This window comes from Mesorhizobium sp. M0028, assembly GCF_040323855.1.
Lineage (GTDB): Bacteria > Pseudomonadota > Alphaproteobacteria > Rhizobiales > Rhizobiaceae > Mesorhizobium.
In genome coordinates this window covers 97,382-115,612 of sequence record NZ_JAMYVG010000003.1, presented here as the reverse complement: position 1 = coordinate 115,612, position 18,231 = coordinate 97,382, and the positions used below count along the sequence as shown (strand labels likewise).

Genomic DNA, 18,231 nt, shown 5'->3' with positions numbered 1-18,231 from the left:
AGATGACGAGGATCCTTCTGGTAGAAGACAACGAATTGAACCGCGACATGCTTTTGCGGCGGTTGTCACGGCGTGGGTTCGAAGTCCTCATTGCGGAAAACGGACAGTCGGGCGTGGAACTCACCGTTTCGGAAAGGCCCGATCTCATCCTCATGGATATGAGCTTGCCGGTCATGGACGGGTGGGAGGCGACCCGGCGGATCAAGGCTGATCCGGCCACCTCCGGGATCCCGATCATTGCGCTTTCTGCGCACGCGATGGCCAACGATCGCGAAATGGCACTCGAGGCAGGCTGCGATGACTACGATAGCAAGCCGGTGGACCTGTCGCGACTTGTCCAGAAAATTGAACAATTGCTTGCCGCGAATCGATGAGGCGCGGACCGACGGTTTGAAAATATGCCTGCTAAGAACAAGTTCCAACGCCATGCGATCGCCGTCCATCTGGCGCAACAGCTCGCCGGACCGGCGCGGGCAATCTCAGGATTTCAGGAGTTGCTAACCGAGCAGGTGCAGGACCTCGGTCTGGCCCACATGAGACCGGATCTAGAGAAGGTTGGCGCCGCTGCTTGCGAATTGAGTAGCCTGATCGACAGCTTGATCCACGGCAAAGCGGACAATCAGAACCGGGCAGGGGTCGAGATCGAGGCGAAACTGCGCCACGACTTGCGAACGCCGCTCAACGCCATCATCGGCTATTCCGAAATGATTCGTGAAGAAGCCGAAGAATTGCACGAATACGCGCTGGAAGAGGATGTCAGGGTGATGCTCGCCGCGGCGGCTGAGTTGCTGGCGCATGTCGATGCGATTGCCGGCCTCTCGCGCGCACCCGACAGCGAGGAACCGCGGACCACGGATCAGGCTGAGATCGATGTGGCAGGGCTCGAACGGGCACTGATCAAGGCAGAGCACGACGCAAGCTCCGGTCACGGTGGCCGCATACTTGTCGTCGACGACATCACCAGCAACCGCGGTCTCCTCTCGCGCCGCTTGCAACGTGACGGTCATCAGGTAGTCACTGCCGAGTCCGGTCCGTCGGCGCTGACTCACCTCGCGGAACACGAGTTCGACCTAGTTCTGCTGGACGTCCTAATGCCGGACATGAACGGCATCGAGGTGCTCTCGCGATTGAAAGCGGAGCGCCGATGGCGGCATATCCCTGTCATCATGATATCGGGGTTGGACGAAGTGGACGCGGTGGTCCGCTGCATCGAGGCGGGGGCCGACGACTACTTGCCTAAACCTTTCAATCCGGTCCTGCTGCGCGCCCGGATCAACTCGAGTTTGGAGAAGAAACGGTGGCTCGACCGCGAGCACCAGTATCTTCAGCGGATCGAGGCGGAGAAGCGGCGGGCTGACTCGCTTCTCCATGCGATCCTGCCCGGTCAGATCGTGGCACGGCTGCAACGGGGCGAAGAGTTCATTGCCGACCGGTTCGATGAAGTGACCATTCTTTTTGCCGATATTGTCGGTTTCTCGAGCATAGCGGCAAGGTTGCCGCCGTCGGACCTGATCAAACGCCTCGACGGGCTATTCAGCACGTTCGACGTCTTGGCGGAGAAGCATGCCGTGGAGAAAATCAAGACCATCGGAGACGCCTATATGGCTGCGGGCGGTGTTCCGGAACCGGCAGCTGACCATGCCGACAGGATCGTGGCACTGGGGAAATCCATGCTGGACGCGTTGAAGCCCTTAGCGTGGGGCAACGATGGTTTTCGGATCCGCATTGGCGTGCACACGGGACCGGTGATCGCGGGCCTGATCGGCCGGCATCGGTTCGTCTACGACGTCTGGGGCGAAACCGTGAATATTGCAAGCCGGCTTGAGTCCCAGGGCGTGGCCGACCGCATGCAGATTTCGGAGGCAACCAAGCAGGCCCTGCACACCTCCTGGAAGCTCGAACCGCGCTGTAATGTAGAACTGGCAGGTGTCGGCAGGATTGAAACCTATCTCGTTCAACACTGATCGGAACAATGGCTAACCCTCAGGGAATTTCGCGAAGCGATGCTTGGAGTCGCGACACCTCGTAAACGAACAGCATGCAGCATTGGCGTTCCACTTTCACCCGGAGCTACACCATGAACAGGCGTCAGAGTCTTCTATTTCTCGCAGGAGCATCGGCCGCGGCAGCCAACACAACCCTGTTGGGCGCCGCGGCCTTTGCGCAGGAGACCCAACCCTTCAAGCTCCCACCGCTCGGCTACGCGAACAACGCATTAGAGCCGCACATCGACGCGACCACGATGATGATCCATCACGACCGCCATCACGCCGCTTATGTGAATGCCTGCAATCAACTCGTGCCGCTTTGGCCCGAGCTCGCCAGCACGCCGATGGAGGCTATTCTGGCAGATCTGGGCAAGGTCCCGGAAGGCGTGCGCAACAATCTTGGGGGACATTGGAATCACACTCACTTCTGGGAGCTGATGACTCCCGGGGGCCCCAACCAGCCCGGTGGCGACCTCAACGCCGCCATAAGCAGCACCTTCGGCAGCTATGCGGGCCTGACCGAAAAGCTCACGGCGGTTGGCCTTGGCCGCTTTGGCTCCGGCTGGGTATGGCTTGTCGTGAACAAGGACAAGAAGCTCGACATCGTCAGCACAGCCAACCAGGACACGCCGCTCGAGCTAGGGGCGCGTCCGGTGATTGGCGTCGACGTCTGGGAACACGCCTATTATCTCAAGTATCAGAACCGCCGCGCCGACTACCTCAAGGAATGGTGGCGCGTGGTGAACTGGGACAAGGCCCTCGCCAACTTCAAGAAGTCGACCGGCTGAGGGGCCGCAGATCGCGACGCCTCGTCCCTTCAGCCGCAGCAGCCGGCCGCGTTCGTGGTCACAGCTGTTTTTTTCAGCGTCTCGCGCGAATACCGAGCGGTTCGCCGGCTGGGGTAGCGCCTTCGGTTCAGACATCCCGGTTGCCAATTTCCGCGACTGGCTTGTCTGTCGTGTTCACACCTTTGATATGCCCCAAGCTGTGACCGAAGGGCAGCAACGGGTCCGAGACGCGACCTTCGCGGCATCATTGGCAAAGGTCCGCAAGTGGCGCAAACCAGCCCACGCTATGCTGGACGCGAAGGTCAGCTTTTTGGCCCAATCATCCCGAAAGCGGATCTCCGCTTCCGGCCCAAACGCGACGTTAGAGTATCTGCTCGGCAATGACAGCTTCTGGCGCTGTCCGTGCATTCCGATATTCGGCCGGATCCTATCCAAAGCGGTTGTCCAGCCTCGGATAGCAAGCGTCAGATTTTCACGATCGGCTAGGCCGCTGTGTCTAGCCTCGTTTCCGGCATCGGTGGAGCCTGGCCGACCCGGTCGTCCCCGGTATGTTCCCACCATCTGCCCAAGGCCTCGATGAGCGGCACAAGCTTGAGACCGGGCGTCGTGAGGTCGTAATCCACGCGTAGCGGATAGCCGGCATGCGCCGTTCGCCGCACAATCCCGGCGTCCTCCAGCTTGCGCAGTTCGAGAGCCAGAATGCGGTGCGACACGGTCGGGTTGTCACGCCTCAGATCGCTGAAGCGCTTGGTGCCGTCCTTGAGATAGTAGAGCAGCAAGGTGGGCCAGCGACCGCTGAGCACACGCATGGTCTCTTCGATCGGGCAGCGTGAGACGACATCTTTCATGGGGGGACCTGGTTACAGAATAGTGCGTAATTTACATGGGGCGACCAGCGTTTAGGGTCAAGTTTCGCTGCGCAGCGTAATCCCTAAATTATGGAAGAGACAAAGAAATGGAACCTATCCTCCTTTATGGCTTCCCGCTGGGAAGTTCGATGGGGCTCGTCGCTGCATTTGAACGCGTCGGACAGCCCTACCGCCTGTGTCGAGTCGACCTCCTCACTGAAATGAAGAACGACGCCTATGCCAGCATCAACGGCCGTCAGGAAACGCCGGTGTTGATCACCGACGAAGGCAGGGTGCTCACCGAGACCATGGCGATTGCCGCTTGGCTCGAAGCCCGCGATACGCAACGTCGTATCAGCTTTGAGCCTCGCTCGCCGGAAGCCGACCGGATGCACCAGCTGATGGCTTTCGTGAACACCGGCTTCACCGCCGCTTTCACCCCGCTCTGGGCCGCATATGAAATGGAATCGGCCGAGCCGGTGCTGCTGGCAACCTTGCGTGACTTTGGCCGCAAGGTCGTTACCAACCGCCATGACCAGCTCGAGGCGATGATCCTCGACACGGATTTCCTGGTCGGCGACCGGCTGACGCTTGCCGATAGCACGCTGATCGGCGTGGCGCGCTGGGCGGAGTTCCACAAGGCGGTCGACGGCGCAGCTTATCCCAAGCTGGCGGCGTTGCGCCGCCGGATCGAAAGCGATCCGGACGTGCGATTTGCGCAGGCCATCGAGGATGGTGAAAAGCCGGCCGGGTCAGGCGCTTGCCTCGGTCACGTGCGGCTGGCCGAGGTGATCGATCGCTTCGCGGCCTAATCTGTTCGTTCAGCCGCCCGGCGCGCCCTGGCGCCGGGTGGTGGCGACAAGCGCGCCGAGATCGGCTATCATATCGCCGTTCTTGAAGTGGCAGCTGCGGGCGGCCATCCTGGCGGTGACCGCCCCGACACACGGGAGAAAGGTTATGGCTGGCTTTCATGTCATGGCGGACGCGCGTGGAATGCATGTACAGCCCACGGTGCGCCGCATCAGCACCGAGGATCTGATCGATGCGCTCCGTCTCGGCGTAGAGGATTTCTGGGCCAAGCCGTCGCATTATGTGTTCCTGTGCCTGATCTATCCGGTGGTCGGCCTGATCCTGACGCAGTGGACGTCGGGCTCGAATGCCATCCAGCTCATCTATCCGCTGATGTCCGGCTTCGCTTTGGTCGGTCCGTTCGCCGCTATCGGCCTTTACGAAATCAGCCGTCGGCGCGAGTTCGGCATGGATACATCCTGGTGGCATGCGCTCGACGTGCGCCACTCGCCGGCGCTGCCCGCGATTGCGGTCATCGGCATCATGCTGCTGGTACTGTTCCTGCTCTGGCTGTTCACCGCGCAATCGATCTACACCAGCCTGTACGGCAATCAGCCTCCGACCTCTATCGTCGGCTTTGTTCGCGAGGTGCTGACGACCAGCAAGGGCTGGACACTGATCCTGCTCGGCAACCTGGCCGGGTTCGCCTTCGCCGCGATCGTGCTGGCGACGACTGTCGTCGCCTTTCCGCTGCTGCTCGACCGCGATGTCGGCGCGGTCTCGGCAGTCGAGACGTCGGCGCGCGCAGTTATGACAAACCCGCTGCAGATGGCGCTGTGGGGCCTAATGGTCGCCGTGCTCCTGGTCATCGGCTCGATCCCGCTATTTGCCGGGCTTGCCGTCGTCATGCCCGTCCTTGGCCACGCGACCTGGCATCTCTACCGCAGGGTGGTCGAACCGGAGCGGGCACAGCAGGTCAGACGGCCGATGTAGGCCCGATCAGCGTTGCGCATCGGTTGCCATCTTGACGGCCAGCGCGGTCAGCACCGTGCCCATAATCCAGCGCTGGATCACCAGCCATAGCGGCCGCCCGGCGAGGAAGATGGCGATCGAGCCGGCCGTCACCGCGATGATGGCGTTGACGGTCAGGCTGATGGCGACCTGCGTGGCACCGAGCACCAGAAGCTGCGACAGCACGTGGCCCTTGCCGGGGCTGATGAACTGCGGCAGCAGCGACAGATAGAGCACTGCCACCTTCGGGTTGAGCAGGTTGGTCATCAGGCCCATGGCGAACAGCTTGCGCGGCCTGTCCTTAGGCAGTTCGCGGATCTGGAAGGGCGAGCGCCCGCCCGGCTTCACCGCTTGCCAGGCAAGCCACAGCAGATAGAGCGCGCCGGCAAGGCGCAGCACGTCATAGGCGAAGGGCACGGCGAGCAGCAGCGCGGTGATGCCGAACGCCGCTGACAGCACGTAGAATAAAAAACCGAGCGCCACGCCCCCCAGCGAGATCAGCCCGGCCTTCGGCCCTTGCGACAGCGAGCGCGAAATCAGATAGATCATGTTCGGGCCGGGCGTCAGCACCATGCCGAGGCAGACCAGCGCGAAGGCGAGATGGTTGGCGGGTTCAGGCAAGAGCGTATCTCCGGATGGGGACACTCACCACATGCTTCCCCCACCCGCAAGGGCATGAGGGCAGGAGCCTTTGCGCCAGCGCGCTGCGCCCCTCTGCCTTTACGTCGCTAATCCCATCGCCTTCAGCCGACGATGCGCAGGTTCGACAATTCGTTGGCGATTTCCTTAAAATTGTCGGACAGCGTCGCGCCCGTCGCATTCCAGAACAACTTGGCCGGCTTGCTCGGGTCGGCCGGATCCTTGCGGAAGCGCGAATCCGAGGAACACGCCTTCAGCGCATCGATCGCCTTCTTGTCGCCAGTATCTGTGGGCGACAGGTCGAGCGCCACCGTCATCACCAGAATGTTCGAATTCTTTGCATTGGCGCAGAGCGTTTTCATCTGCTCGTCGAGTGCTGCCGTGTAGTTGGCACCGGTATAGGTGGTCTTGCCGATATCGGTGCTGGTATTCATGAACAGGCGGGTCACGCTTCCAGATCCCGGATAGGTCAGGCCAGTGTAGCCGTAGGCGGCGTAGGTCGACCTGTTGTTGGCATAGCTGCCGTCGCTGACGGCGCTATAGGTATTGGCTCCGTCTGTCAGCACCACGACCACCTTGTCGTTGCCCCTCTCGCTGTTCGGCCGGCCATCGGTGAACGGTGGGTTGCTCGATACCGTTCGCCAGCCCCAGGCAATGCCCTCCGGCACGTTGGTGTTGCCGTTCGGCGCCATGGCGTCGATGGCATCCTTGATCTCCTGCTTCTCTGCGTCCTGGCTGACGTCCTTCAACGGCGTGATCGGGTTGGTGGTGCAGGAGGAATTCGGCCCATCGCCCGCGGCTGCGGATTGCGAACCGTACGGTTTTACCAGGAAATATTTGCGCATGTCAGACTGTCGCTGCGAAGCGGTGGGACCGGCGACATAGGGCCAATCGGCCCACCAGTTGTTGCCGTAATTGTAAGACGTGCTGATGACGTCGTTGATGCCGTCACGGTTGAAATCGAGCCACAGAGTGCCAGCCTCATCCGGGGCAAACATCGGCACGAAAAGCGTGGCCGGCGCGGCTGTGTCGGGCGTGGTGTCGTCGACATTGTAGGGATATGGCCGTGCCTCGACGCAACCCTGCCAGCTCGCATAGCGGCTCGTCGTATAAATATATTCCGGTGCGCTCCAATGGCCGTACTGGCAGGTGCCGTTCTTCTTGTATGTGTCGCAGACATATTGCTTCGAATTGGGTACCTCTTCGCGGCCCGATTCGACCGTCATGTCGGCGTAGAGGCTGAAACGCGTCAGCGGCTGGTCCTTGGTCTCGCCCCAGCCGGTGCCGCGCTTGTACCAGATGCCATTGAGCTTCTCGGCATATTTGTCCGGATTGTTGGCTGCACTCATCGTCGTCCAGTCGAAATCTTCATGCTGGATCGGGGAGATGCCGTCCTGATCCATCCAGCCGTCCTGGTCGTGGGTAGGGCCGACATTGACCGAGGCCGCGAACGGCACGAGCGAGAACTGCACCGGTTTGGTGATCTGCTTCATCTGCTGCGCCTGAAGCGCCAGCGTATCGACAAGCTGCTTGGCGGCCGACTTCAGCAGGTCTATTCGCTTTTCGCCGGTGCCGGAGCCGAGATCGGTCATTGAGCCGGAATTATCCAGCACAAGCGCGACTTCGAGGGTGTTCTTGAGGCGGAGTTCCGAACATTCGGTGAAGGTCGTGTCGCTTGCCGTGCCGCCAATCAGCAGGCTGGCGGCCGGGAGAAAATAGGGGTCGAAGGTGAGGCTGGCGCAGAGCTTCAAGGTGCCGCCACCGGCATTGTTGTTGGGCAGCGTGACGGTCAGCGCTGTGTTCGCCGGGTCGATGCGTGCGAGATTGGTTTCGAAAAATGTTTTGGCGTAGGCCTTGACGTCGTCGTCGCTGGCGCCGGCGACGATCTGCTGGGCGGCGGCGAGGCCGGCCGCATCAAGTGCGTTCAGCGTTTCGTGCTTTTGGCGCAGCAACTCCCCGTAATCGACACTGAGCGCCAGACCGGCCATCAGCGGCACAATGGTGATTGCAGTCATTAAGGAGTAGTTGCCACGTCTGTCGTGTCGGAATTTTCCGATTATTGCCTTCAGCATTCCCGCCCCGCCCTATTTTTCCCGGACGATGCCACGCATTTTTAAATTTCCGATTGCTAAAATACGTCCAAGGTCGGTACGGTTTTTCAATCCCCGTTAACCACACGTCCGCAATCGGCAATGCCGCTCCGCGCTCCCCTCGGCAAAGTCCCTAAAAGCGGGATAAGGCGCTGGAAAAGAAAAGCTTTCGCCATCACTTCCCCGCCGGCGCCTCGGGCGGCAATCTTGCGGGCACAACGAAAGCTGGTGACAGAGCGAAGCGCTTCGGTTAATCCGGGCCGGCCGCTACGGACCGTCGGTCGCGGCGCTTGCAAGCATCATGGTACAGGGACAACGGCATGGTGGATTCGCCCGACATCATCGGTTCGCTCGCAGACCTGTCGGGAGCCTATTCAGCCATCCTGTGCGATGTCTGGGGCGTGGTGCACAATGGCGAATGGCATTTCCCCGCGGCTGCTGCCGCGCTGATCACTGCTCGCGCGGCGAAAATACCTGTCGTGCTGATCACCAATTCGCCGCGCCGCAGCGCCGACGTGGTGGCGCAGATGAACGCTATCGGTGTTCCTTCCGCCGCCTACGATCGTGTCGTGACGTCCGGCGACGTGACCCGCGACCTGATCGCCGAGGGGCCGCGAAAGATCTTCCATATAGGCGCCGATCGAGATTTCACGCTCTATGATGGTCTCGACGTCGAGCTTGTCGAGGAGTTCGAAGCATCCGGCGTGGTCTGCACCGGCTTGTTCAATGACGAGGTGGAAAAGCCGGAAGATTATGCCGATCTTCTGCGGCGGCTGCGTGCCAGGAACCTGCCCTTCATCTGCGCCAATCCCGACATCGTCGTCGAGCGCGGCGAACGCATGATCTGGTGCGCAGGGGCTTTGGCCCGCGAATACGCGCAGCTTGGCGGGCGCACCCTGATCGCCGGGAAACCCTATGCGCCGGTTTATGAGGTCGCCATGAAAGAGATCGCCGTCATTCTCGGCCGCACGGTCGAGCGTTCGCAAGTTCTGGCCATCGGCGACGGCATGATGACCGACATCAAGGGCGCGGCCGATAATGGCTTCGACGTGCTCTACGTATCGGGCGGCATCCATGCCCGCGATTACGGTGAAGCGCTGCAGCCAGACCCGGCCAGGCTCGCGGCCTTTCTCGAAAAATACGGCTACAGGCCGGTCGCGGTGATTCCCAGACTGCAATAAGTTCAGGCCCAGACTGCAATAGGTTCAAGCCCAGACTGCAATAGGTTCAAGCTATGACGGCAATGTTCGAATGCATTTCCGCAACCGCACCGCTGCCGGCCCATCTGCGTGGCGGCGTGGTGGCGATCGGCAATTTCGACGGCGTCCACCGCGGCCACCAGGCGGTGCTCGAACGCGCGCGCGCCGAAGCGGAGCGTCGCGGCGTACCTGCCCTGGTGCTGACCTTCGTGCCGCATCCGCGAAAAGTGTTCAGGCCGGACATGCCGCTGTTCGTGTTGACGCCACCGCCGATGAAGGCGCGGCTGCTGTCGCATCTGGGCTTTGCGGCGCTGGTCGAGCAGCCGTTCACACGCGAGTTCGCCTCCTTGTCGGCGGAGGCTTTCGTCACCGGCGTGCTCGAGCGCAACCTCGGCATAAGCCACGCCGTCACCGGCTTCGATTTCCATTTCGGCAAGGACCGCCAAGGCGGCCCGGCCTATCTGATGGCGGCCGGCGAGCGCCACGGCTTCGGCGTCACGCTGGTCGATGCCTTCCGCGACGAAAGCGCCGAGGTGGTGTCGTCGAGCCGCATTCGCACGCTGCTGTGCGAGGGCAATGTGGCCGAGGCCGCCGGCCTGCTCGGCTACCGTTTCACCGTCGAGGCGGAGGTGATCGGCGGCCAGCAGCTCGGCCGGACACTCGGCTTTCCGACCGCAAACATGAGGCTTTCGCCGGAAGCCACCCTGAAGGACGGAATTTATGCAGTCCGCTTCCGCCGCGCCGACGGCTCGCTTCATGATGGCGTCGCCAGCTTCGGCCGCCGGCCGACGGTCGACGACAATGGCGCACCATTGCTGGAGACTTTTGTGTTCGACTTTTCCGGCGACCTCTACGGCGAGATTTGTGCCGTGTCCTTTTTCGGCTACCTGCGTTCGGAGGTGAAGTTCGACGGGCTTGATGCGCTGGTCGCACAGATGAAGCGCGATGAGGCTGAGGCGAAGGCACTGCTCGCCGGCGTCAGGCCGCTTTCCGGGCTCGACGCGGCCATAGCTTTCTGAATCTACTTTTTCAGCGCCAAGCCGACGGCAATGAAGGTCCAGCCTTGGAAAATCAGGTCGACGGCCAGGAACAGGCCGAGCACCCACACGCTGTTGACCGGCCAGCCCATGGCGATGACCAGTCCCGCCAGCGCGCTGATGATGCCGGCCGCGACCACCCAGCCCCAGCCCGGCTGCGGCCGGTGGCTGTAGCCGACCCAGGCCCTGAGCACGCCTGAAGCAAGGAGTGCGACTGCCAGGAGGAAGGTTAGCACCGTCGAGGCGAGGACCGGATTGTCGAAGGCGAAGAAGCCGGCGACGGCGTAGAGGAGGCCGCTGAGCAGCCAATAGAAGAAGCGGCCCCATGTCTTCACGCCGAAGGCATGGATGATCTCGACAACGCCGGCCATCAGCATCAGCCAGCCCACGACAAAGACGGAGGCGACGGTTGCGATGAACAGATTGCCGAAAGCGATGCCGCCGAAGACAAGCAGCAGCACCCCAAGCGCGACGAACCATCCCCACTTCGCCCGCGTCTGGCCAATGGCGTCTTTCAAGGCGTCGCCGTGCAGTGTCATCACCCTTCTCCCTCAAGGTTGCCTAGCTTCTTTGTTCCGGAAGGTAGCGCCGATCGCCTTGCCCGTCCAGCGAGCAGGCTGCGAGCGCCACGCCCCGAGCGATCCGCTTGCCACACTTCCGCTTTGTCCCGAAGAGGCCAAATATCAGATGGAATATTCGACCATATGCGAGGGGAGTGCTAAAGATGACGAGTGGGTTTAGGGGCGACCCGCCGTCTCGTGTATTCGCCATGACGCAAGTGTAACGAAAAATCCCCAGCGCTGGCATTGGCCCTTTATCGATGACGTGCTGCTGTACGCCGTTTTCTACGCTTGATGAGGCTAGGGAAGCAAAATGGGCGACGTGGACGAACACCTCGATCTGACGGAGATCAACGCCGTCCGCAGGTTGTTGACCTCAAAGCCACGAACGGTCCGCTGGGACGAACGCCGGGCACGGCTCGACGAGGTTGGTTCGGTGTGGCCGATTGCCGAGGACATCCGATGCGAGGATGTGGTTTTCGATGGCCTCGAGGGAGAGTGGTCCCTGGCGCCTGCGAGTGACAGGGATAAGGTTCTGCTGTTTTTCCACGGTGGTGGCTACTGCTCCGGCTCTCCTAAAAGTCATCGTCGAATGGTGACAGAGGCAGGTCGGGCAATGGGAATGCGCACTCTCGCGATCGACTATCGACGCGCACCGGAACATCCTTTCCCTGCGCAACATGAAGACGCACTCACCGCATGGCGCTTTCTGAGGCGGCAAGGGATCGCGCCGGATCGCATCGTGGTTGGCGGAGACAGTGCGGGCGGCAACCTCACCCTGTGCCTGGTCAGTATATTGCGCGCGGCAGGCGAGCCGTTGCCGCGATGTCTTTGGCTGGTTTCGCCCTGGACGGACCTTTCGATGTCCGGCGCGACACTATCAACCAATGACGCAATCGACCCCATCATCCACCGGGCGTATTTGGAGGAACTGGCAACCGCCTATGTTCCCAATGGCGTTGGTCGGCGCGATCCCCTGATCTCGCCGTTGTTCGCCGATCTGAGCGGATTTCCCCCAATGCTTATACAAGTCGGTTCGGCCGAGACGCTGTTGTCGGACGCAACTCGGCTCGCGGAAGCCGCTGGCGCGACTGACGTCAAAGTACGTCTCGAAATTTGGCCGCATATGATTCACGCTTGGCCGGTTTGGAATGCGCGGTTGAGTGCCGGTCGCCGCGCTCTTCACAGCGCGGGCATGTTTGTCCACGAGTATTTATAACCCTTGCCGAGGCAACTGCTGGAACCCTTGCCGAGGCAACTGCTGGCGCATTCCAGACGTCTTGATCTGGGATCTTGGTGCGCCAATACGATTCGTTGCTATGCGGAAAACAGGGCCAACGCCGCCAATGTTACGGATATTAAGTCAAATTTTACCGAAATGGCGCCATGGCTTGGATGAAGGCTGGTTGTATCGGCCAATGCGTTCGACGTATGGAGTAACGATGCGGTCAGTCCCGACGATCCCGACGGTCTTGGCCGCATTCATGCTCGGCACCTGCGGCGTTGCCAAGGCCGGCGAGGGCACCTTCGGCTGGCTGTCCGGAGACTGGTACCTGACGGTCGGCGCCACCGGCATGGTCGCGCCGAATTTCGAGGGCGGCAAGAAGTACCTGCTCAGCGCCTCGCCGATCATCTCGCTCGGCAAGGCTGGTCCCGCGGCGCGCTTCAACTCGCGCAACGACAATATCTCATTGGCATTGATCGACGATGGCGGCGTCCGCGCCGGCCTGACAGGCAAGTTCCTGTTTTCCCGCGATGGTGGTGACGCCGACGAATTGAAGGGTCTCGACCCGGTGCGCTGGGGCGGCGAGGCTGGCGGCTTCTTCGAATTCTATCCTTTGGATTGGCTGCGTGCCCGCGCCGAATTGCGGCACGGCATTCGCGCCCATAACGGCTTTGTCGCCGACATCGCCGCCGACGCCTTTTACGATGTGACGCCCGACGTCAGGATTTCCGGCGGGCCGCGCGTTTCATTCGCCTCATCGGACTATTTCGACGCCTATTATGGCGTTGATGCCAAGGAGTCACTGGCCTCGGGGCTCAGCGAATATCATCCAGGCGGCGGGGTGAAATCTGCGGGCCTGGGCGGCGCGGTGACCTGGAAGGTGACCGAGCCGATGACGGCCAGTCTGTTCGGCGAATATTCCCGCCTGATGGGCCCGGCCGCCGATTCCAGCCTGGTCAAGGAGCGGGGCTCCAGGGATCAGTTCATGATCGGCGTGTCGACGACCTATCGCTTCGATTTCTCGATGTGAGCGGGCGGGTTGTGCACGACGGAGAGCCGCAAGGCTCAGACGACTATGCCGTAGCCGATCCGGTTGAGTTCCTCTTCCACAAGCGTGGCACCTGTTGCAGACTGAGGGAGATCGATGGGCGCGTCGTTGAGAACCCGACTTCGCTTACGCAGCCAGCGTTGCGCCTTTTCATGGTTGCCAAAAACGCGATTCGCCATCGTTGAAATGCGTTCAAGTCGCAAGGCGGACTCGGTAGTCGTCAGGGTCACATTCCGTCCTTCCAGCGCGCTAAACTGTGAAATGCAAACCGAAGATGCTGGTCTCTCGACGCCATCTACCGACAAACATAGGCGCAATTGGTGTACGCTCCTAGCGGAAGCATCAGAGTTCGGGCTTTTCAACATCGCCTGTCTCAGTTAAAAGCCCAGCCATGACGAGCTTTTCGCGCCTTCTCGCGACTGCGATACGAATTACAGGCCCGGTGTTCCGGGCGGCTTGACCGCCGCCGGAGCCGCCGGGAATCTTGCGCGCGGCCTCTCGCGCTTTTTCCAGATCATGATAGTTCAACGCCCGGGCTCTTTTGCCGACGGGCAACGCATATGGCAGACGAATGACTGATACCGAGACCGCCGAGACGATCGACTATTCCAAAACGCTCTACCTGCCGCAGACGGATTTTCCGATGCGCGCCGGTTTGCCGGAAAAGGAACCGCTGCTGGTCAAGCGCTGGCAGGATATGGACCTTTACCGCAAGCTGCGCGAAGACGCAGCCGGCCGCGAAAAATACGTGCTGCACGACGGCCCGCCCTATGCCAATGGCAACATTCATATCGGCCATGCGCTGAACAAGATCCTCAAGGACGTCATCACCCGCTCATTCCAGATGCGCGGCTATGACTCGAACTATGTACCCGGTTGGGATTGCCACGGCCTGCCGATCGAATGGAAGATCGAAGAGCAGTACCGCGCCAAGGGCAAGAACAAGGACGAGGTGCCGGTCAACGAGTTCCGGCAGGAATGCCGCGAGTTTGCGGCGCACTGGATCAAGGTGCAGGGTTCCGAATTCCAGCGCCTCGGCGTCGTCGGCGACTTCGACAATCCCTATACGACGATGGCTTTCCACGCCGAGGCGCGCATCGCCGGCGAGCTGCTGAAATTCGCCATGTCCGGCCAGCTCTATCGCGGCTCCAAGCCGGTGATGTGGAGTGTGGTCGAGCGCACCGCGCTGGCCGAGGCGGAGGTCGAATACCAGGACTATGAGTCGGACACGATCTGGGCGAAGTTTCCGGTCGTCAGCCTCGCTAGCCAGGTCATCAACATCGATGATGGGCAGCCAGCCCTGGATCCCAAGCTGACGCAGACGTCGCTCGATCTGCTTGATGCCAACGTCGTCATCTGGACCACGACGCCGTGGACCATCCCCGGCAACCGCGCCGTCAATTACTCGCCGCGCATCAACTATGGTCTCTACGAGGTCACGGCGGCCGAGAACGCCTTTGGCCCCCAGCCCGGCGAAAAGCTGATCTTTGCCGAGAAACTTGCAGACGACGCTGCCGCGAAGGCCAACGTCACCCTGAATCGTCTTCGCAGCGTTGGCGCCGAAGAGCTTGAAAATCTTACGCTTTCGCATCCCCTCAAAAGTCTGGGTGGTGGCTACGAATTCCCTGTGCCGATGCTGGCCGGCGATCATGTCACCGACGATGCGGGCACCGGATTCGTCCACACCGCGCCGGGACACGGCCGAGAAGACTTCGACGCCTGGATGGATGCCGCCTCTGATCTTCGCCAGCGTGGCATCGACACCGCGATCCCCTTCACCGTCGACGATGCCGGCTTCTTCACCAAGGACGCGCCGGGCTTCGGGCCGGACCGCGAGGGTGGAGCGGCGCGCGTTATCGACCACGATGGCAAGAAGGGCAACGCCAACCAGGCCGTCATCGACGAGCTGATCAAGCGAAACGCGCTGTTCGCGCGCGGCCGGCTGAAGCACTCCTATCCGCATTCCTGGCGCTCGAAGAAGCCGATCATCTTCCGCAACACGCCGCAATGGTTCGTCTATATGGACAAGGAGCTTGGCGACGGCACGACGCTGCGCAGCCGCGCCCTGAAAGCCATCGACGATACCCGTTTCGTACCCGCCGCCGGCCAGAACCGCATCCGCGCCATGATCGAGGAGCGCCCTGACTGGGTGCTGTCGCGCCAGCGCGCCTGGGGCGTGCCGATCGCCGTCTTTGCCGATGCCGACGGCAATGTCCTGCGCGACGAGGCAGTCAACCAGCGCATCATGGACGCCTTCGAGAAGGAAGGTGCCGACGCCTGGTTCGCCGCCGGCGCCAAGGAGCGTTTCCTCGGCAATCACGATGCCTCGAAATGGCAGCAGGTGATGGACATCCTCGATGTCTGGTTCGATTCAGGCTCGACGCATGCCTTCACGCTTGAGGACCGGCCCGACCTGAAATGGCCGGCCGACGTCTATCTCGAAGGCTCCGATCAGCATCGCGGCTGGTTCCACTCCTCGCTGCTCGAAAGCTGCGGCACCAGGGGCAGGGCGCCCTACGAAACCGTCGTCACCCATGGCTTCACCATGGATGAGGAGGGGCGGAAAATGTCGAAGTCGCTCGGCAACACCGTCGTGCCGCAGGACGTCATCAAACAGTCCGGCGCCGACATCTTGCGGCTGTGGGTGGTGACGACCGATTATTGGGAAGACCAGCGGCTCGGCAAAAACGTGCTGCAGACCAACATCGACGCCTACCGCAAGCTGCGCAACACCATCCGCTGGATGCTGGGCACGCTCGCCCATGACGATGGCGAGGAGGTGCCGCTGGACAAGATGCCGGAGCTGGAGCGGCTGATGCTGCACCGGCTCGCCGAGCTCGATGAAGTCGTACGCTCGGGCTACGACGCCTTCGAATTCAAGCGCATCACCCGCGCGCTGCTCGACTTCATGGTGATCGAGCTGTCGGCCTTCTATTTCGATATCCGCAAGGATGCGCTCTACTGCGAAGCGCCTTCCAGCGTGAAGCGCAAGGCTTCCGTGCAGGTGGTGCGCCATCTCTTCGACTGTCTGGTGAAATGGCTGGCGCCGATGCTGCCTTTCACCATGGAAGAGGCTTGGCTCGACCGTCATCCGGATGTCGTCTCGGTGCATCTCGACCAGTTCCCGGAGATCCCGGCGGACTGGAAGGACGAGGCGCTGGCGGAGAAGTGGCGCAAGGTGCGGCAGGTCCGCCGTGTCGTCACCGGCGCGCTGGAGATCGCCCGCGCGCAGAAGGTCATCGGCTCTTCGCTGGAAGCGGTGCCGGTCGTCACTCTCGACGATGCCCTACTCGAAGCGGCGATCGCCGATGTCGACATGGCCGAGATGGCGATCACCAGCGATCTGGTTATCGCGCACGGCAAGGCGCCGGCGGGCGGCTTTACCCTCGACGATGTCAAAGGCGTCGCCGTGGTCGTCGAGAAGGCGGAGGACCGCGGCCTGGTGAAATGCGCACGCTCCTGGCGCTACACCGCCGATGTCGGCTCAGATCCGGAATTCCCGGATGTTTCGGCCCGTGACGCAGCTGTCCTGCATGAGCTGAAGGCTTTGAGCCGCCTTTAAGGCGGTGCACAATTGCCACGGCGGGCGGCCGATCGGCCCCCGTGCGTTGCCCTTAACGAGTGGTTGAGGTAAACACGCGAAACTCCGGACGACAAATTGTCGCCGGAATTCCGTCGGAAGAGCATAGGCGATGGGGGCCGGACCTTTCTTTGGCCGGCGGCAATCGAGAGGCTGTCTACAGTGGGACTTTTTGGCATGACCGAGAGAACTTACGCGCGCGTCGCGCTGCTGGCGCCGCTTGTCGTATCGAGCCTCGCCTTGTCCGGCTGCATGGGCTCGCCCACCTACGGGACCGACAAGACCGCGGGCGCGCAGCTTGCCGGCGACCTCACCGGGGCTTTTTCCTTCGCACCCAAACGCAAGGATAGTATCGACTACAAGCCGCGCCCCACGCTGGTGAAGCCAGGGCCGGGGCAGAAGGAAGTCTTGCCGCCGCCGCAGGAAAGCATCGAGACGGCGAGTGCCGAATGGCCCGAATCGCCGGAGCAGCGCCGTGCCCGCCTGCGCGCCGATGCCACCCTGCATCAGGACGACCCGGCCTACCAGGCGCAGGTCATCGATGACGTGCAGACGGATCCGGCGTCGGTCAAGGCCGCGCTGAAGCAGTCGGGCTCGAGCCACCCGCCAGCCTGGACTCCGGCCGATTCGGACAAGGACCGCGCCGCGGAAATCATGCGCCGCCGGGCTGAAGGCAAACAGGGCGACCCGACCACCCGCAGATATCTGAGCGAGCCGCCGGTGCAATACCGCGCTGCCGCCGACACTGCGCCGCAGGGTGACCTCGGCGAGGACGAGTACAAGAAGGAACGCCGCCTCAAAAGGGAGGCGGCCGCCAAGAGCAAGAGCAGCGGCATGTTCGACTGGCTGCCCTGGTAGACTGACGGCGCCAGAGACGTTCTGGCCTGGATTGGCTGAACTGGATTGGCTGACTTGGATTCGGTCCGTCTGCCGAACCAGGAAAATCAGGGTCCGCGTCGCTCGCGAAAAAAGTCCTTCAGCAATGCTGCTGCAGCGTTCTCGGCCATGCCAGGATAGATGTCGGGCACATGATGGCAGGTCGGTGACGTGAAGAAGCGAACGCCATTGACGACTGCGCCGCCCTTCTCGTCGGCGACGCCGAAATAGAGCCGGCGCAGCCTGGCGAAAGAGATGGCGCCGGCGCACATGGTGCACGGCTCCAGCGTCACATAGAGATCGTGGCCGCTGAGCCGCTCGCTGGAAAGCTTGCGGCAGGCCTCGCGGATCGCCAGCATCTCGGCATGGGCGGTCGGATCGGCGAACTCGCGGGTGCGGTTGCCGGCACTCGCAACGACCGTATCGCCGCCGACGACGACCGCGCCAACCGGCACCTCGCCACGCAGGGCGGCGGCTTCGGCTTCTTTCAGCGCCAGCGCCATGAAATCCTGCCGCCTCACGCGGTTTCCATTCCGATTATCTCCTCGCCACT

The 18,231-nt window shown here is 61.9% G+C and carries 18 protein-coding genes; 11 read left to right on the top strand and 7 right to left on the bottom strand.

The genetic code is table 11. From position 1 onward, the window contains the following. Positions 1–2: 2 nt before the first annotated feature. The 3 genes from NKJ93_RS08280 to NKJ93_RS08270 all read left to right on the top strand — a co-directional run bounded on the left by NKJ93_RS08280 (position 3) and on the right by NKJ93_RS08270 (position 2,776). Positions 3–374 carry a response regulator gene (locus tag NKJ93_RS08280; RefSeq protein WP_023717114.1) on the top strand — a complete coding sequence of 124 codons (372 nt, stop codon included), beginning with the start codon at positions 3–5 and terminating at the stop codon, positions 372–374. A gap of 24 nt (positions 375–398) precedes the next feature. Then, a complete protein-coding gene (locus NKJ93_RS08275) occupies positions 399–1,964 on the top strand; it encodes an adenylate/guanylate cyclase domain-containing protein (protein ID WP_352481731.1) in 1,566 nt (521 codons plus the stop codon). A gap of 113 nt (positions 1,965–2,077) precedes the next feature. Beyond that, entirely contained in the window at positions 2,078–2,776 is a 699-nt protein-coding gene (locus NKJ93_RS08270; RefSeq protein WP_084642425.1) for a superoxide dismutase, read from the top strand. A gap of 482 nt (positions 2,777–3,258) precedes the next feature. Here the strand turns inward: NKJ93_RS08270 and NKJ93_RS08265 are convergent, their stop codons facing one another. Continuing rightward, on the bottom strand, positions 3,259–3,624 hold the full coding sequence (locus tag NKJ93_RS08265) for a winged helix-turn-helix transcriptional regulator (protein ID WP_352481730.1): 366 nt from the start codon (positions 3,622–3,624) through the stop codon (positions 3,259–3,261). Positions 3,625–3,731: 107 nt separating this feature from the next. On the opposite strand from NKJ93_RS08265, the gene NKJ93_RS08260 reads away from it, so the two are divergent. Continuing rightward, a complete protein-coding gene (locus tag NKJ93_RS08260; RefSeq protein ID WP_352588539.1) occupies positions 3,732–4,436 on the top strand; it encodes a glutathione S-transferase family protein in 705 nt (234 codons plus the stop codon). A 145-nt stretch (positions 4,437–4,581) separates the two neighbouring features. After that, complete coding sequence (locus NKJ93_RS08255; protein ID WP_352588536.1) at positions 4,582–5,406, top strand: DUF2189 domain-containing protein; 825 nt, start codon at positions 4,582–4,584, stop codon at positions 5,404–5,406. Positions 5,407–5,412: 6 nt separating this feature from the next. Here NKJ93_RS08255 and NKJ93_RS08250 read toward each other — a convergent pair whose 3' ends face one another. Then, positions 5,413–6,045 (bottom strand): LysE family translocator, encoded by a 633-nt coding sequence (locus NKJ93_RS08250; protein ID WP_352588534.1) that lies wholly within the window; start codon positions 6,043–6,045, stop codon positions 5,413–5,415. Between the two features lie 122 nt (positions 6,046–6,167). Then, complete coding sequence (locus NKJ93_RS08245) at positions 6,168–8,135, bottom strand: pilus assembly protein TadG-related protein (RefSeq protein WP_352481728.1); 1,968 nt, start codon at positions 8,133–8,135, stop codon at positions 6,168–6,170. Positions 8,136–8,473: 338 nt separating this feature from the next. On the opposite strand from NKJ93_RS08245, the gene NKJ93_RS08240 reads away from it, so the two are divergent. Together NKJ93_RS08240 and NKJ93_RS08235 are read left to right on the top strand one after the other, a co-directional pair. Then, positions 8,474–9,334: a TIGR01459 family HAD-type hydrolase gene (locus tag NKJ93_RS08240; RefSeq protein WP_352481727.1), complete on the top strand. Its 861-nt coding sequence runs from the start codon at positions 8,474–8,476 to the stop codon at positions 9,332–9,334. A 53-nt stretch (positions 9,335–9,387) separates the two neighbouring features. Continuing rightward, complete coding sequence (locus NKJ93_RS08235) at positions 9,388–10,371, top strand: bifunctional riboflavin kinase/FAD synthetase (RefSeq protein ID WP_352481726.1); 984 nt, start codon at positions 9,388–9,390, stop codon at positions 10,369–10,371. Positions 10,372–10,373: 2 nt separating this feature from the next. Here NKJ93_RS08235 and NKJ93_RS08230 read toward each other — a convergent pair whose 3' ends face one another. After that, positions 10,374–10,928, bottom strand: a complete 555-nt coding sequence (locus tag NKJ93_RS08230; protein ID WP_023717123.1) for an HdeD family acid-resistance protein — start codon at positions 10,926–10,928, stop codon at positions 10,374–10,376. A gap of 334 nt (positions 10,929–11,262) precedes the next feature. Here NKJ93_RS08230 and NKJ93_RS08225 point away from each other — a divergent pair, with 334 nt between their 5' ends. Then, positions 11,263–12,168 carry an alpha/beta hydrolase gene (locus tag NKJ93_RS08225; protein ID WP_352588531.1) on the top strand — a complete coding sequence of 302 codons (906 nt, stop codon included), beginning with the start codon at positions 11,263–11,265 and terminating at the stop codon, positions 12,166–12,168. 223 nt (positions 12,169–12,391) lie between these two features. Next, positions 12,392–13,204, top strand: a complete 813-nt coding sequence (locus NKJ93_RS08220; protein WP_023717125.1) for a MipA/OmpV family protein — start codon at positions 12,392–12,394, stop codon at positions 13,202–13,204. Positions 13,205–13,239: 35 nt separating this feature from the next. On the opposite strand, the gene NKJ93_RS08215 is transcribed toward NKJ93_RS08220, so the two are convergent. Both NKJ93_RS08215 and NKJ93_RS08210 read right to left on the bottom strand, forming a co-directional pair. Next, positions 13,240–13,452 carry an antitoxin Xre/MbcA/ParS toxin-binding domain-containing protein gene (locus tag NKJ93_RS08215; protein WP_352495538.1) on the bottom strand — a complete coding sequence of 71 codons (213 nt, stop codon included), beginning with the start codon at positions 13,450–13,452 and terminating at the stop codon, positions 13,240–13,242. A 112-nt stretch (positions 13,453–13,564) separates the two neighbouring features. Further along, entirely contained in the window at positions 13,565–13,750 is a 186-nt protein-coding gene (locus tag NKJ93_RS08210; protein WP_023717127.1) for a hypothetical protein, read from the bottom strand. A 43-nt stretch (positions 13,751–13,793) separates the two neighbouring features. Here NKJ93_RS08210 and ileS point away from each other — a divergent pair, with 43 nt between their 5' ends. Both ileS and NKJ93_RS08200 read left to right on the top strand, forming a co-directional pair. Further along, positions 13,794–16,784 carry an isoleucine--tRNA ligase gene (ileS, locus tag NKJ93_RS08205; protein WP_352588529.1) on the top strand — a complete coding sequence of 997 codons (2,991 nt, stop codon included), beginning with the start codon at positions 13,794–13,796 and terminating at the stop codon, positions 16,782–16,784. 195 nt (positions 16,785–16,979) lie between these two features. Next, on the top strand, positions 16,980–17,660 hold the full coding sequence (locus NKJ93_RS08200; RefSeq protein WP_023717129.1) for a hypothetical protein: 681 nt from the start codon (positions 16,980–16,982) through the stop codon (positions 17,658–17,660). Positions 17,661–17,746: 86 nt separating this feature from the next. Here the strand turns inward: NKJ93_RS08200 and NKJ93_RS08195 are convergent, their stop codons facing one another. Continuing rightward, complete coding sequence (locus tag NKJ93_RS08195) at positions 17,747–18,199, bottom strand: nucleoside deaminase (RefSeq protein WP_023717130.1); 453 nt, start codon at positions 18,197–18,199, stop codon at positions 17,747–17,749. Between the last annotated feature and the right edge of the window lie 32 nt (positions 18,200–18,231).